Raw genomic sequence first — 14,511 nt, 5'->3', positions numbered from 1 at the left:
GCTTAGCCTCTTTTCCATCTGATTCCCTGCGGTGTATCTTCAAGGATAATATTCATTTCTTTCAGCTGATCACGGATTTTATCTGCCAGTTCGAAGTTTCGCTCTTTTCTGGCCTGCTGCCTCTCTTCAATCAGCTGCTCGATTTCTTCATCCAGAAGATCTGCATGTGCCTCTTCAAGTGAAAGCCCCAATACATCAAACAGTGTTTCAAATTTTTTCGTGAAAGCATCGATCACTTCCACAGCTGTGTTTTTCTCCATCAGATAATAATTCGCAAGCTTAGACAGTTCGAACAAAATGGATACAGCATTCGCTGTGTTAAAATCATCATCCATATCTTGAATGAATTGCTCATGAAGTGCTGTAATTTTATCCAGCCACTCCTGATTATTATCGGTCAGGTTCACACTTGCTTCTCTGCGGTGCTGCAAATTGTGATAAGACGTTTTAATGCGCTCAAGCCCTGTCCGGGTGTTTTCCAGAAGCTCATCACTGTAGTTGATCGGATGCCTGTAATGAACCGACAGCATGAAAAACCTTAAAACCTGCGGGTCATGCTTTTGGATAATGTCATGAACCAGGACGAAATTCCCCAGTGATTTGGACATTTTTTCGTTGTCGATATTAATATACCCGTTGTGCATCCAGTAGCGGGCGAAGGTTTTTCCTGTCAGTGCTTCCGACTGGGCAATTTCATTTTCATGATGCGGGAAGGCCAGATCCTGACCGCCGGCATGGATGTCAATCATGTCCCCAAGGTATTTCTTCGCCATCGCGGAGCATTCGATATGCCATCCGGGTCTTCCTTGCCCCCAAGGACTCTCCCACGCGATTTCCCCTTCCTTCGCCGCTTTCCAAAGAACAAAGTCAAGGGAGTCCTGTTTCTTCTCGCCGACGGCAATGCGGGCGCCGACTCGCAATTCATCAATGGACTGATGAGAAAGCTTGCCGTACTCATCAAATTTCCGGGTATGATAATAGACATCTCCCTCTGATTCATACGCAAAGCCTTTATCAATCAATGTCTGGATAAATTCAATAATGATATCGATGCTTTCTGTCACTCTCGGGTGGACATCAGCCCTTCTGCAGCCGAGCGCAGAAACGTCTTCAAAATAGGCATTAATGAACCGTTCTGCAACTGCCAGAACATCCGTTCCTAATTCGTTGGCCACGCGGATCAGCTTATCATCCACATCTGTAAAATTGGAGACATACTGTACATCGAAGCCGCGGAACTCAAGATATCTTCTTACGGTATCAAATACAATCGGCGGGCGGGCATTCCCTATATGGATATAGTTATAAACGGTTGGCCCGCACACATACATTTTCACTTTTCCCTCTTCCAAGGGAATAAAATCCTCTTTTTGACGAGTAAGTGTATTATAGATTTGAATGGCCATGAATCTGGCTCCTTTCTTTCCTCAATGTTTCCACTTCCGTTTTTAATTCCCGCAGCTCCCCTTCCAGTTCCTTAAACCGGTCTGCAATTGGATCGGGAAGATCACAATGATTTAAATCCTTGCTAATTTTCACACCATCCCGGATTTTCACCCTTCCAGGAATCCCGACTACTGTTGAATTAGGCGGAACCTCATGAAGAACAACAGAGCCTGCACCCACCTTAGAATTTTCGCCAATTGTAATAGAGCCCAAAACCTTCGCACCTGTTGCAATCAGCGCATTGTCCTTAATGGTAGGATGGCGCTTGCCTTTTTCCTTCCCGGTTCCTCCCAGTGTCACACCCTGAAAAACTGTTACATTATCACCGATTTCACACGTTTCCCCGATGACAACCCCCATGCCATGGTCGATAAAAAAGCGTCTGCCGATCTTTGCTCCCGGATGAATTTCAATTCCTGTGAAAAAGCGGCTGATCTGGGAAACCACTCTTGCAAGAAAATAAAACTTCCGCTTAAAAAGTGCGTGGGCAATGCGGTGTGACCAGACAGCATGTAATCCTGAGTAGGTTAATATTACTTCCAAATAACTTCTTGCTGCCGGATCCTGTTCAAATACCACTTCGATATCTTCCTTCATTCTTGCAAACATGGTTCATTTCCCCTCCTGGCATAGATCTTCTTTTTAATAAATATTTTTCTCATATACTGATTTCTTGCAGGTTTTGCATATAAAAAAAGCGTCTCTGCCACAATCGGACAGAGACGCTTTACGCGCGGTTCCACTCTGTTTAGGCTTAAACAGCCTCAACTTTAACTTGTTAACGGATAAGTTTCCGCTCAAATCTACTTGGAAGCTTGGCGTCCGTTCGAATTGAGGCTCAGAGGCGCACTTCAGAATAAAGAGAGGCTTAAACCACTTTCAGCCGGTGATGGTTTTCTCTAAAAAGCATCTTTTTTCTTACTTTTCCTCTTCAACACTTTTCAATATAGAATAATTTACTTAATACTATATTACATTTTCTCCAAGATGTTAACCAATAATGCTCATTAATCGAGTTTTTACTTTTTCTTTTCCTAAAAGCTCGATTGCCTGCGGCAGATCCGGTCCATGGGTTTGGCCGGTCGTTGCGGAACGGATAGGCATGAAGAGCTTTTTGCCCTTGTGGCCTGTTGATTTCTGCACAGCCTTCATAGCCGCTTTAATTTCATCTGCTTTGAATTCTGCAAGTGCATCAATTTCCTGCAGGAATGCAGTCAGCACTTCAGGAACCTGCTCTTCAGCCAGAACTTCCTTCGCTTCTTCATCAACGGTCATTTCCTCTGTAAAGAACAGTTCAGAAAGCTCGACAATCTGAGCGCCAAAGCTCATTTTTTCCTGGTAAAGAGTGATCAGGCTATTAACCCACTCTTCGTTTTCCTGCTGCCAGTTTCCGCTGATCTTCCCTGCCTTCACCAGGTGAGGGGCTGAAATGGACACCAATCGCTCCTGATCAAGCTTCTTCATGTACTGGTTATTCATCCATTCAAGCTTTTGCTTATCGAAAAGGGCAGGAGACTTTGAAAGGCGGTTTTCATCAAAGATATCGATGAATTCTTCTTGTGAGAAAATCTCTTCCTCCCCTGCAGGAGACCAGCCAAGCAGAGCAATAAAGTTAAAGAGTGCTTCCGGCAAGTAGCCGAGCTCTTCATATTGTTCAATGAACTGGATGATCGTCTCGTCGCGCTTGCTCAGTTTTTTGCGGCTTTCATTGACAATCAAAGTCATATGTCCAAACACCGGAAGGTCCCAGCCCAATGCTTCATAAATCATCTGCTGTTTAGGCGTATTGGAAATATGGTCATCCCCGCGCAGAACATGAGAAATTTTCATCAGGTGATCATCCACTGCTACGGCAAAATTGTAGGTAGGTGTGCCGTCTTTCTTAACGATGACATAATCGCCAAATCCATCAGACTCGAATGACACTTCCCCTTTTACCATGTCATTGAATGTCAGCATCTTGCCTTTTGGCACCAGGAAGCGGATGCTGGGCTTTCTGCCTTCAGCTTCAAGTGCAGCTCTCTCTTCCTCTGTCAGGTGGCGGCATTTTCCTGAGTAAGCAGGAGTATCGCCTTTTGCAGATTGAGCTTCACGCTCTGCTTCAAGCTCCTCTTCCGTACAATAGCATTTATAGGCATGCCCTTTTTCGAGCAATTCCTTATAGTAGGTTTCATAGATATGATTTCTTTCAGATTGGCGGTACGGGCCATATTCGCCTTCCCTGTCAATGCTTTCGTCCCAATCCATGCCGAGCCATTTTAAATAATGAAGCTGGCTTTCCTCGCCGCCTTCAATATTACGTTTTTTATCTGTATCCTCAATGCGGATGATGAACTTTCCGCCTTTGCTTCTTGCAAACAAATAGTTAAAAAGCGCTGTTCTCGCATTTCCGATATGCAAATGCCCAGTCGGACTCGGAGCGTAGCGGACGCGGATTTCATTTGACATACTGACTGCCTCCTTAAAATCTTGAATCTTGAGTTTATCGTAAGCTATATTTTAACACTCAGGTTTTTCTTCTGAAAGGTAATTTTAACGGTTCTCTATCTTTTTCAGCAAAACAGCGGCCTGGGAGGCGATTCCCTCTCCCCGTCCTGTAAAGCCAAGTTTTTCTGTAGTTGTTGCTTTCACATTAATATTTTCTTTTTCGGTTTCCAGAAGCTCTGCAATCCGCTCCTGCATTTTACCGATATGAGGAGCCATCTTAGGCTTCTGGGCAATGATGGTGCAGTCTGCATTAACCAGCTCATACCCTTTTTCTTTTACGATTCCCCATACATGCTGCAGCAGCTTTGCCGAATCGGCATCCTTGAATTCAGGATCGGTATCAGGAAAATGCCGTCCAATGTCTCCTTCTCCAATGGCCCCAAGGCAGGCATCTGCCACTGTATGCAGCAGGACATCTGCATCTGAATGCCCTAAAAGCCCTTTCTCATATGGTATTTCAATACCCCCGATAATCAGCGGTCGTCCTTCAGCAAACTGATGCACATCAAAACCTTGTCCAATCCGAAACATGATAACAATCCCCTTTACATATGACTTCTTTTCTTTATAATTGCTTCCGCAAAATAAATATCTTCCGGCGTTGTCAGCTTAATATTATCGTAACTTCCCTCAACAATCACCACTTCATTCCCTAACCGCTCCACGAGGCTCGCATCATCTGTTCCTAAAAAGCCGTCTCCGTCTGCCTTGCGGTGTGCCTCAAGCAGGGAAGAAACACGAAATGCCTGTGGAGTTTGAACAGCCCACAGGCAGGAACGTTCAAGTGTTTCTGTAATTAAATGCCCGTCAGCTTTTTTAACGGTATCCTTCAGCGGCACTGCGAGAACAGCAGCTCCTTTTTCCCAGGCTGCTTTCACCAGAGGCTGCAGTAAATCCCGTGTAATAAAAGGGCGGGCAGCGTCATGAACCAGCACTACTTCCTCACCCGAAGCTGCTTTGGCCGCATTATAGACGCTATGCTGCCTTTCCTTACCGCCTTCAACCATAGCAGCCACCTTCTTTATCTGATGCTGTTTTAAGAGAATGCGCATTTCTTCCTCATCCTGAGGATTAATGGCCAGAACAATGCCCGTGCACTCCGGGTCACTCTCAAAAACTTTTAACGTATGTATGAACACAGGGACATCCCCAATTTCCAGAAGAAGCTTATTCCTTCCGGCTCCCATTCGTTTCCCCTGCCCGGCTGCCGGGAGAATCACTTGATAATTCATATTTTTGACTCCTCTTTTAAAAAAGCAGGCAAAAAGGCAGGGAAATCAATCTCCCTGCACATTCTGTCCTACTTTCCATCATACATTATAAAGCTTTTTCCAGAAGTTTGGGTTTTGCAAAGATCATTCTTCCGGCTGATGTCTGCAGAACACTTGTGACAAGTACATCAATATGTTTGCCAATGTAATTTCTGCCTTCTTCCACCACGATCATCGTGCCGTCGTCCAGATAAGCAATCCCCTGATTCTGTTCCTTGCCGTCTTTTATTACCTGTACCTTCATTTCTTCACCTGGAAGCACAACCGGTTTTACCGCATTAGCCAGGTCATTAATATTAAGGACTGCCACTTTTTGCAGTTCACAAACCTTGTTTAAGTTAAAATCATTGGTCACAACGACGCCATTCGTTAACTTAGCCAGCTTCACAAGCTTGCTGTCCACCTCTTGGATTTCTTCAAAATCGCCTTCATAGATTTCCACATTAATCGAAAGCTCTTTTTGAATCCGGTTTAATATATCCAGACCCCGTCTGCCGCGGTTCCTCTTTAATACATCTGATGAATCAGCAATATGCTGAAGTTCTTCGAGCACAAACTGCGGAATGACAATCGTGCCTTCCAAAAAGCCAGTCTGGCAGATATCAGCAATGCGTCCATCGATAATAACGCTTGTATCAAGAATCTTGAGCGATTTTTTAGGTGCAGCTTCAGGCTCAAGTTCTTCTTCACTGCTCTTCTTTTTCTTGCTGGAAAATAAACTTAGAAGCTCATCCCGCTTTTTAAAACCAACCTGAAATCCCAGGTAGCCGAATATAAGCGTTAGCACAATGGGAGCAACGGTATTCAGTATCGGAACCTCAATCGCATTTAGGGCATATCCGATTAAAAAGGCAATGACTAATCCAAAAACCAGGCCGACACTTCCAAAAATAATATCTGTTATAGGTACTTTTACCAGTGATTCTTCTGCCCATCTCACGAAATTGACGACATGATCAACCGCCCAAAAAGTTAAAAGATAAAAAATAATAGCACCTAAAATGGCGGACACGTATGGATTGTTTAAAAGAGGAATGCCATCTAAACTGATTAATTTTAATAAGTCAGGAATTAAGAATATTCCAAGCGTTACCCCAATAATAAGGAAGCATGCCTGTACAATACGTTTTAACATTCCTTCACCTCCTTTTACTCATTATAAACAAATTCACAAAATTGAAACCCTGAATCCGGGGTATTTTCAATTTTGTTCCTTATAATTATTTCACGATAGTAAAAGACCTGTTTTAATTAATAATTTCATCCACCTTAAGGGTAGCACCATTGGCAATAAACTGTCAAATAATTAACCAACCATTTTAGCATATCCAATTACATAGTTCAATGGTCTCTTTATAGCTGGCGATCCGCAAAAACCTGCTCTTTTATGAGCTTGAGTCCCTCTTTAATTTTTCTTGCCCGCACTTCCCCGATTCCTTCCACCTCATCAAGCTCCTCTACAGTTGCCGTGATGATATTTGGGAACTCTTCAAACCGGTTAATCAGATTTTCAATAATAATTGGCGGCAGGCGCGGAACTTTATTCAGCATGCGGAAGCCGCGGGGGCATTTAAATTCTTCCGTGTGAATATAACCGTTGTACCCGAGAAGCTTTAGAATGACAGAGTCTTCGAGCATTTCCCCTTTTGAAAGGACCTGTAGTTTGACAAGCGCCCCCCTGGAGTCGATGTCTTTTGATTGAGCATAATCTCTAATAATCCATTCTGCTTCCCGTTCAAGCTCCACCAGCAGCTCATTCATCTGGAGCCGGATCAGCCTTCCTTCTGTCCCCAGTTCACTTAAATAGGTGAGCAGCTCATTTTTAATGCGCAGAACCATTTCGATATTATGAAAAACATGCAGGATGTCACTGTAGGTAACAAGCTCCTCAAATTCAAGGATGCTGAGATTGCCGATGCTCTGTTCAAGAACGACCTTATATTTTTCAAGTGTCTGGACGGCTACATTCGCCTTCGTTAAAATAACGCCAATATCCCTCAGCGCATAGCGGGAATGCCCTTTATAAAGGGTAATGACATTGCGTCTTTGGGAAATGGCAATCACTAATGCGCCTGTTTGCCGGGCAACCCGCTCAGCCGTGCGGTGCCGCATGCCCGTTTCTGTAGAGGGTACACCAGGATCAGGAGCAAGCTGGGCATTCGCAATCAGAATCTTGTTCCCCTCTTCATTTAAAATAATAGCCCCATCCATCTTGGCCAGCTCATACAGATAACTTGGCGAAAATGGGCAATTAATTTGAAAACCCCCATCAACAAGGTTGCTCAGCTTTTCTTTTGAGCCCAATACAATCAGCCCGCCTGTATTGGCGCGCAGAACATTATCAATTCCTTCCCTGATAGGCGTACCCGGAGCCATGAACCGAAGGATTTCACTCATTGTTTTTTCGCCCATTTTTTTAGTCTCCATGTTTATCCCCCTAACGCAGCCTTTAGCGCTTCACCAACAGAGCTAACTCCGATCAGTTCGATGCCTCCCGGCGCGCTCCAGCCTCCAAGATTGTTCGCCGGCAGGATGACCCGTTCAAAGCCCAGCTTGGCCGCCTCCTGTACTCTTTGTTCGATCCTAGAGACTCTCCTGACCTCGCCTGTGAGTCCTACTTCTCCAATAATGCAGTCTGTTGCTTTTGTCGGCTTATCCCGGAAGCTCGACGCAATGCTGACCGCTATGGCCAAATCAATTGCCGGTTCATCAAGCTTTACTCCGCCAGCGACTTTTAAGTAGGCATCCTGATTTTGCAGGAGCATTCCGACCCGTTTTTCCAAAACGGCCATCAGGAGCGGGACCCGGTTATGATCGATCCCGGTTGCCATTCGTCTTGGATTTCCAAAGCTTGTCGGGGAAATAAGCGCCTGAATTTCAACAAGAACAGGCCTCGTCCCCTCCATGGAAGCAACAACTGTTGAACCGGCAGCCCCTTGTGACCGCTCTTCGAGGAAAATTTCAGATGGATTGGCTACTTCTTCAAGCCCAAGTTCCTTCATCTCAAAAATGCCCATCTCGTTTGTTGACCCGAATCTGTTTTTTACAGCTCGTAAAATCCGGTATGTGTGATGGCGTTCACCTTCAAAGTATAAAACCGTATCCACCATGTGCTCCAGAAGTCTTGGACCCGCAATGGAGCCCTCCTTTGTAACATGCCCTACGATAAAAATGGCAATTCCCTTCGTTTTGCCAATGCGCATCAGTTCAGCGGTACATTCCCGAACCTGGGAAACGCTCCCCGGCGCCGATGTCACTTCCGGATGAAAAATCGTCTGTATGGAGTCGATAATGACAAAGTCAGGGTTGACTGTTTCAATCGTTCTGCTGATTTCTTCAAGGCTGGTTTCCGAATATACGAGCAGACTGTCTGAAGAAACACCCAAACGGTCAGCCCGCAGCTTCGTCTGCCGCATGGATTCTTCCCCTGATATATAGAGGACTGAATGCTTCCTGTTCGCAAGCTGTGAGGACACTTGAAGAAGAAGCGTTGATTTCCCGATGCCCGGATCTCCACCGATCAAAACAAGAGAACCTCTTACAATCCCGCCCCCGAGGACACGGTTTAATTCTTTTAAATCGGTATGTATGCGGGGTTCGCTGACTGTTTCAATGGATGTTATCGGCGTAGCTTTTGCCGCTATGGCCGTTCCCTGTGAATGTGCAAAAGCGCCTCTTCTCGTTGAAGCTGGCTTCTCTACCTCTTCCACCATCGTATTCCATTGTCCGCACCCCGGACATTTTCCCATCCATTTCGCTGATTCATAGCCGCATTCCTGGCACATGAATTTCGTTTTTCTTTTAGCCATACTTCTTCCCCTCTCTGTACATTCATACCAGCCGCGGTAAAGGAAAATCTTATTATTACCGGCCTTGCGTGGAAGAACCAGTGATGAAAGAAGTGCGTTTACTTCCTATTCCCTTTTCCAACGGGTCTTAAAATGTTTTTGTCCAGATATCTTTTTCTCTCTTAAAATTAACATAAAACGGCTGAATAAGCCTCTTTTAAGGCTGCATTTAAAAATGGCCTGAAAGAGTACAAAAAGGTACACGTATAACAGGGACGTGTACCTTTTTGCTGTGTGTGATCATCTGATGCTTATATTATATGGTCCGTTACACCTTACTTTTGAAGGTTTGCTGTTCTGCTTGGTTCTGCGGTTCTCACCACAAATTCTCCATCCTTCACATCGATTACCACGCTTTGTCCGGTTAGGACTGTTCCTCTTAACAGCTCTTCGGATAAACGGTCTTCAATATGCTTTTGAATCGCCCGGCGGAGCGGACGTGCTCCGTACTCAGGATCATAGCCCTCTACCGAGATTTTTTCTTTGGCTGCGTCTGTCAATTCCAGTGTAATATCCTGTTCCTTCAAACGTTTCGTTAAGGTATCAGACATAAGCGAAACGATTTCCTGAAGATGCTTTTTCTCCAAAGCATGGAAAACGATAATTTCATCGATACGGTTCAGGAATTCCGGACGGAAGGACTTCTTCATCTCTTCCATTACCTTTCCTTTCATATCTTTGTAATCCTGTTCCCCATCCTGGATGTTAAAGCCAACGTATTTGTTCCGCTTAAGTGCTTCAGCACCTACATTGGATGTCATAATCAGAACAGTGTTGCGGAAATCGACGGTTCTTCCCTTCGAGTCTGTTAATCTTCCGTCTTCCAATACCTGTAATAGGATATTGAATACATCAGGGTGGGCCTTTTCAATTTCATCGAGAAGCACAACAGAATATGGTTTTCTGCGGACTTTTTCGGTTAATTGGCCTCCTTCTTCATATCCTACATAACCTGGAGGAGAACCTACCAGACGGGATGTGGAGTGCTTCTCCATGTATTCTGACATATCGATGCGGATCATCGCATCCTCGTCACCGAACATAGCTTCTGCTAAGGCACGGGCCAGCTCAGTTTTACCAACTCCAGTCGGGCCAAGGAATACAAATGAGCCAATCGGGCGCTTTGGATCTTTAAGGCCTGCACGGGCACGGCGGACAGCCTTTGAAATGGCCTTAACGGCTTCTTCCTGCCCGATTACGCGGGAATGAAGGATTTCTTCCAGGTTTAGAAGCTTTTCTGTTTCAGTTTGGGCAAGCTTCGAAACAGGGATTCCAGTCCAGCTGGCAACCACATTGGCAATGTCCTCAACCGTCACTTCACTGTTTTCTTTGCCCTGCTTTTCTTTCCATGTTTTCTTCGTTTCTTCCAGCTGTTCACGCAGGCGCTGCTCCGTATCCCTTAAGGAAGCTGCTTTTTCAAATTCCTGGCTTTGAACGGCAGCATCTTTCTCTTTTCTTACATCCTCAAGCTTAACCTCAAGCTCTTTCAGGTTTGGAGGCGTAGTATAAGAGCGCAGTCTTACCTTAGAACCCGCTTCATCAATTAAATCAATCGCCTTATCCGGAAGGAAGCGGTCTGAAATGTAGCGGTCTGACAGCTTTACGGCCGCTTCAATCGCTGCATCTGTAATGGTTACGCGGTGATGGGCTTCGTAACGGTCGCGCAGCCCCTCAAGAATTTGAACAGATTCTTCGGCTGTCGGCTCATCAACCGTAATAGGCTGGAACCTTCTTTCAAGTGCCGCATCTTTTTCAATGTATTTTCTATATTCGTCAAGTGTAGTTGCACCAATGCACTGAAGTTCGCCGCGGGCAAGAGATGGCTTTAGAATGTTGGAAGCATCAATCGCCCCTTCTGCTCCACCTGCACCTATTAATGTATGAAGCTCGTCAATGAATAAAATGATGTTTCCTGCCTGCCTGATTTCATCCATTACCTTCTTCAGGCGGTCTTCAAATTCACCGCGATACTTCGTTCCGGCAACCACTGTACCCATATCAAGCGTCATAACCCTTTTATCGCGAAGAGTCTCCGGTACTTCATTGTTAATAATCTGCTGCGCAAGGCCCTCTGCAATGGCTGTTTTACCTACACCAGGCTCACCAATGAGAACCGGGTTGTTTTTCGTTCTGCGGCTTAATACTTCAATCACACGCTGAATTTCTTTGCTTCGTCCAATAACCGGATCGAGGCTTCCTTCTCTGGCAATAGCAGTCAGGTCACGCGCTAATCCATCCAAGGTCGGCGTGTTCGCATTGGCTGCGGAGCCTCCCTGATGGCTGCCGGACTCATTGCTGCCTAACAGCTGAAGCACCTGCTGGCGCGCTTTATTGAGGCTGACTCCAAGGTTATTCAATACCCTCGCAGCAACTCCTTCGCCTTCACGGATGAGGCCAAGCAGGATATGTTCTGTTCCTACATAGGAATGGCCAAGCTTCCTTGCTTCATCCATGGAAAGTTCGATCACTTTCTTGGCACGCGGTGTATAGTGAATGGTCTGGGAAGCATCCTGCCCCCTGCCAATTAAATTCTCAACCTCTTTTTGGATCTTATCAGAGCCGAGGCCTAAAGCATACAGAGCTTTAGCCGCAATTCCTTCACCTTCGCGTACAAGCCCAAGCAGAATATGCTCTGTTCCGATGTTATTATGTCCTAAACGGATTGCTTCCTCCTGTGCTAACGCCAATACTTTTTGAGCTCTTTCCGTAAATCGTCCGAACATCATAATTTCATCCTCCCAACTCTTGATCTTCCATTTTTAATCTTTCCCTAATTAGTGAAGCCCTGCGGATATCACGTTCATGCGGTCTGAGCGGCCCGCCTGCATATTGCTGCAGGAATCCGGGCTGTGTCAGGATCATCAGCTCATTCAATATATTCTTTGATATGTTTTTGATGTACTGCATATCAATCCCCAGGCGAACATCTGACAAGCATTGTGCTGCTTCCTTTGATTCAATGATCCGGCTGTTTGATAAAACGCCATAAGAGCGGAAGACTCTATCTTCTAATTGTATGTTAGAAGTCTTTGCTAATGCTTCCCTTGCCGATCTTTCCTGAGAAATCAGCTGACTGACAACGCTTTTCAGATCCTCGGCGATATCTTCTTCTGACTTTCCGAGAGTGATCTGATTTGAAACTTGAAAGATATTACCTAAAGCTTCGCTGCCTTCCCCGTAAATTCCTCTAACAACTAAACCTAACTGGTTAATTGCCGGAATAATCCGGTTCATTTGGTGTGTGAGAACGAGGCCCGGCAAATGCATCATAACCGATGCCCTGAGCCCTGTTCCTACATTTGTGGGGCAGCTTGTTAAAAAGCCAATATCTTCATCAAATGCATAATCGGCTTCTTCTTCCAGCCAATCATCAATTTCATTTGCCATATTTAAGGCTTCAGAAAGCTGAAACCCCGGAAACAGGCATTGAATCCTTATATGGTCTTCTTCATTAATCATGATGCTGACTTCTTCATTTTCAGAAAGAAGGCAGGCACCATGAGTTGAATTCTCAGCAAGATGGGGGCTGATCAGATGCTTTTCCATCAGCACTCTTTTTTGAAGAGGCTGAAGGCTATCCATTAATAAAAGCTCCATTTCCCCAAGTTTTGAAAACGAAGAGTGCTCCACCCTTGCCTTTAATTTTTCAATGACTGCTTCTGCTTCTTCATTTGAAAATAAGGTAGGGAATTTAAATTGCTTTATATTGCGGGCGAGTCTGATTCGTGAGCTTAATACAATATCGGAATCAGGGCCTTCCGCACTCATCCAGGAGCTGATAGCTTGATTTATGAAACGTTCCAGCGACAAGCTACTCCCCTCCCTTTTGATCGGCATTGAGCTGTTTTTCCAAGTTCCTTATTTCATCTCTTAATTCTGCCGCTCTCTCAAACTCTTCTTTGGAAATCATTTCTTTTAAATGATTTTTTAAATCATCAATATTCCTGCGCAAATGAATGGTTCCCCCGATTCTGGCCGGAATTTTCCCGCTGTGTGAGGAATTCCCGCTGTGCAGCCTTCTAAGAATAGGGTTTAATTGATCTTTAAAAGTCTCATAGCAGCTGGCGCATCCAAAACGGCCAACTTTAATAAACTGCTGAAAGGTCAGGGAGCATTGCTCACACTGCAAAACCTTCTCCTGCTGAAAAGGATCCTGGCCCGATCCCTGAAAGGAAGGCTGAATATTTAAAAGGCCAGCAAGCAAGTTATTTATTGAAAAACCGGACCCGCTGCCCAGCATAAACATTTCACCTTTTTCCTGTGCGCATTTCTCACAAAGATGAAACTCTGCTTTCTCGCCATTTACAACCTTTGTAAAATGCAGCGTGGCCGGCCTTTGATTACATTCCTGACAAATCATGACTTCACCTCTCCAGCTCACTACTATTTATATTTCAAAGTGGTCAACATTGCCTTAAGCATTCTTGCCCTCAGCTCATCCCTGAAAGGAAGATCAATATACAGAACAGAACGGTCTATAACACTAAGCATTATTCTAGCTTCTCTGTGTGTTATAATCTCTTCTTCTACCAGACGGTAGATGACATTCTCCGCACTACTCTGGGCAATCCTGCTCTGCACCAAAGATATTAACTGGTCAATCAAATCAGCATGGTCATAGGACTGGACTTTCATAATCCGGATGAAGCCCCCGCCTCCCCGCTTGCTTTCTACTGCATAACCTTTTTCAATCGTGAAACGGGTGTTGATCACATAATTGATCTGAGAAGGAACACACTGGAATTTGTCAGCGATTTCGCTTCTTTTAATTTCCACGATTTCCCTTTCACTCTTCTCTAAAACCTGTTTGAGATAATTTTCAATTATGTCGGATATATTTCTCACCAGGCCTCCCCCTATCTGACTTTGACTATATTTGACATTAATTATACATGATTTATGTAATTTCTTGCAATTGGCGGGTATTAATAATTTTCCCCCATTTTTTGACTTCCCAAACCTGATAATGGAAGTTAATGTCGATAACAATATATTTTTGGATGGGCGGGTTTGTGCTTGGTTGGGGAAAGTTTTTGGATGACAGCTGATGTGTATGGGCTGATTGGTCTTTGGAGCGGGGATGGCTGAGCTACTGGGAAGTGTGCAGTTTTTAGATTCTTTGGTGCTGCATCGGTGCAGTTTCTGACAGGTTTTTGATAATATCCAGCAGAAGTTTCGTTTTATCTAGCATGTTTTTATGTTTATCTTACATTTGGCACAATTCTTCTTTTCGGAGAATGAAATCGACTATTAAAACAGAGGGAGAGATGAGGAATGGCGCATATAATTTAATTCTGCCGCATCAATGCGAGAAGTGACCCATATCTGCATTTTCAATAAAAAGAAGAGTCCAGCTAAGATAATTACACACAAAAAAAAGAACACCCATCAGGTGCTCTTTCATTTGCCCGGCAGCGTCCTACTCTCACAGGGGGACAGCCCCCAACTACCATCGGCGC

The 14,511-nt window shown here is 44.7% G+C and carries 12 protein-coding genes and 1 other annotated feature; all 12 genes read right to left on the bottom strand.

Translation table 11 applies throughout. From position 1 onward, the window contains the following. Positions 1-2: 2 nt before the first annotated feature. Positions 3-1,406 carry a cysteine--tRNA ligase gene (gene cysS / locus AC3WTL_RS21305; protein ID WP_492369992.1) on the bottom strand — a complete coding sequence of 468 codons (1,404 nt, stop codon included), beginning with the start codon at positions 1,404-1,406 and terminating at the stop codon, positions 3-5. After that, entirely contained in the window at positions 1,387-2,055 is a 669-nt protein-coding gene (gene cysE, locus AC3WTL_RS21300) for a serine O-acetyltransferase (protein WP_048011534.1), read from the bottom strand. Before cysE ends, cysS begins: the two co-directional genes overlap by 20 nt. A 106-nt stretch (positions 2,056-2,161) precedes the next feature. Beyond that, positions 2,162-2,390 (bottom strand) — a binding site (T-box leader). A gap of 46 nt (positions 2,391-2,436) precedes the next feature. Beyond that, entirely contained in the window at positions 2,437-3,894 is a 1,458-nt protein-coding gene (gene gltX / locus AC3WTL_RS21295) for a glutamate--tRNA ligase (RefSeq protein ID WP_197249127.1), read from the bottom strand. Between the two features lie 84 nt (positions 3,895-3,978). Next, positions 3,979-4,464 carry a 2-C-methyl-D-erythritol 2,4-cyclodiphosphate synthase gene (ispF, locus tag AC3WTL_RS21290; RefSeq protein WP_048011536.1) on the bottom strand — a complete coding sequence of 162 codons (486 nt, stop codon included), beginning with the start codon at positions 4,462-4,464 and terminating at the stop codon, positions 3,979-3,981. Between the two features lie 14 nt (positions 4,465-4,478). Then, positions 4,479-5,165: a 2-C-methyl-D-erythritol 4-phosphate cytidylyltransferase gene (gene ispD, locus AC3WTL_RS21285; protein WP_197249128.1), complete on the bottom strand. Its 687-nt coding sequence runs from the start codon at positions 5,163-5,165 to the stop codon at positions 4,479-4,481. 85 nt (positions 5,166-5,250) lie between these two features. Further along, on the bottom strand, positions 5,251-6,339 hold the full coding sequence (locus tag AC3WTL_RS21280) for a PIN/TRAM domain-containing protein (RefSeq protein ID WP_048011538.1): 1,089 nt from the start codon (positions 6,337-6,339) through the stop codon (positions 5,251-5,253). 218 nt (positions 6,340-6,557) lie between these two features. Further along, positions 6,558-7,631: a DNA integrity scanning diadenylate cyclase DisA gene (gene disA, locus AC3WTL_RS21275; protein ID WP_048011539.1), complete on the bottom strand. Its 1,074-nt coding sequence runs from the start codon at positions 7,629-7,631 to the stop codon at positions 6,558-6,560. 2 nt (positions 7,632-7,633) lie between these two features. Then, the gene (gene radA, locus AC3WTL_RS21270) at positions 7,634-9,013 is read right to left on the bottom strand and encodes a DNA repair protein RadA (RefSeq protein ID WP_035332338.1); all 1,380 of its coding nucleotides are present in this window, start codon (positions 9,011-9,013) and stop codon (positions 7,634-7,636) included. Between the two features lie 314 nt (positions 9,014-9,327). Further along, complete coding sequence (gene clpC / locus AC3WTL_RS21265) at positions 9,328-11,778, bottom strand: ATP-dependent protease ATP-binding subunit ClpC (RefSeq protein ID WP_048011540.1); 2,451 nt, start codon at positions 11,776-11,778, stop codon at positions 9,328-9,330. A gap of 4 nt (positions 11,779-11,782) precedes the next feature. Further along, positions 11,783-12,862, bottom strand: coding sequence for a protein-arginine kinase McsB (mcsB, locus tag AC3WTL_RS21260; RefSeq protein ID WP_222501354.1), 1,080 nt, complete (start codon positions 12,860-12,862; stop codon positions 11,783-11,785). A 1-nt stretch (position 12,863) separates the two neighbouring features. Next, positions 12,864-13,412: a protein-arginine kinase activator protein McsA gene (mcsA, locus tag AC3WTL_RS21255; protein ID WP_048011542.1), complete on the bottom strand. Its 549-nt coding sequence runs from the start codon at positions 13,410-13,412 to the stop codon at positions 12,864-12,866. A gap of 23 nt (positions 13,413-13,435) precedes the next feature. Next, a complete protein-coding gene (locus AC3WTL_RS21250; protein ID WP_492369991.1) occupies positions 13,436-13,897 on the bottom strand; it encodes a CtsR family transcriptional regulator in 462 nt (153 codons plus the stop codon). Between the last annotated feature and the right edge of the window lie 614 nt (positions 13,898-14,511).

Source organism: Cytobacillus sp. EB106-05-05-XG126, assembly GCF_058791715.1.
This window is presented reverse-complemented; position numbering and strand designations above follow the sequence as displayed.

Coding starts and splice junctions, on each gene's coding strand:
- cysS (WP_492369992.1), bottom strand. CDS start 1,406: ATGGCCATTCAAATCTATAATACACTTACTCGTCAAAAAGAGGATTTT.
- cysE (WP_048011534.1), bottom strand. CDS start 2,055: ATGTTTGCAAGAATGAAGGAAGATATCGAAGTGGTATTTGAACAGGAT.
- gltX (WP_197249127.1), bottom strand. CDS start 3,894: ATGTCAAATGAAATCCGCGTCCGCTACGCTCCGAGTCCGACTGGGCAT.
- ispF (WP_048011536.1), bottom strand. CDS start 4,464: ATGTTTCGGATTGGACAAGGTTTTGATGTGCATCAGTTTGCTGAAGGA.
- ispD (WP_197249128.1), bottom strand. CDS start 5,165: ATGAATTATCAAGTGATTCTCCCGGCAGCCGGGCAGGGGAAACGAATG.
- AC3WTL_RS21280 (WP_048011538.1), bottom strand. CDS start 6,339: ATGTTAAAACGTATTGTACAGGCATGCTTCCTTATTATTGGGGTAACG.
- disA (WP_048011539.1), bottom strand. CDS start 7,631: ATGGAGACTAAAAAAATGGGCGAAAAAACAATGAGTGAAATCCTTCGG.
- radA (WP_035332338.1), bottom strand. CDS start 9,013: ATGGCTAAAAGAAAAACGAAATTCATGTGCCAGGAATGCGGCTATGAA.
- clpC (WP_048011540.1), bottom strand. CDS start 11,778: ATGATGTTCGGACGATTTACGGAAAGAGCTCAAAAAGTATTGGCGTTA.
- mcsA (WP_048011542.1), bottom strand. CDS start 13,412: ATGATTTGTCAGGAATGTAATCAAAGGCCGGCCACGCTGCATTTTACA.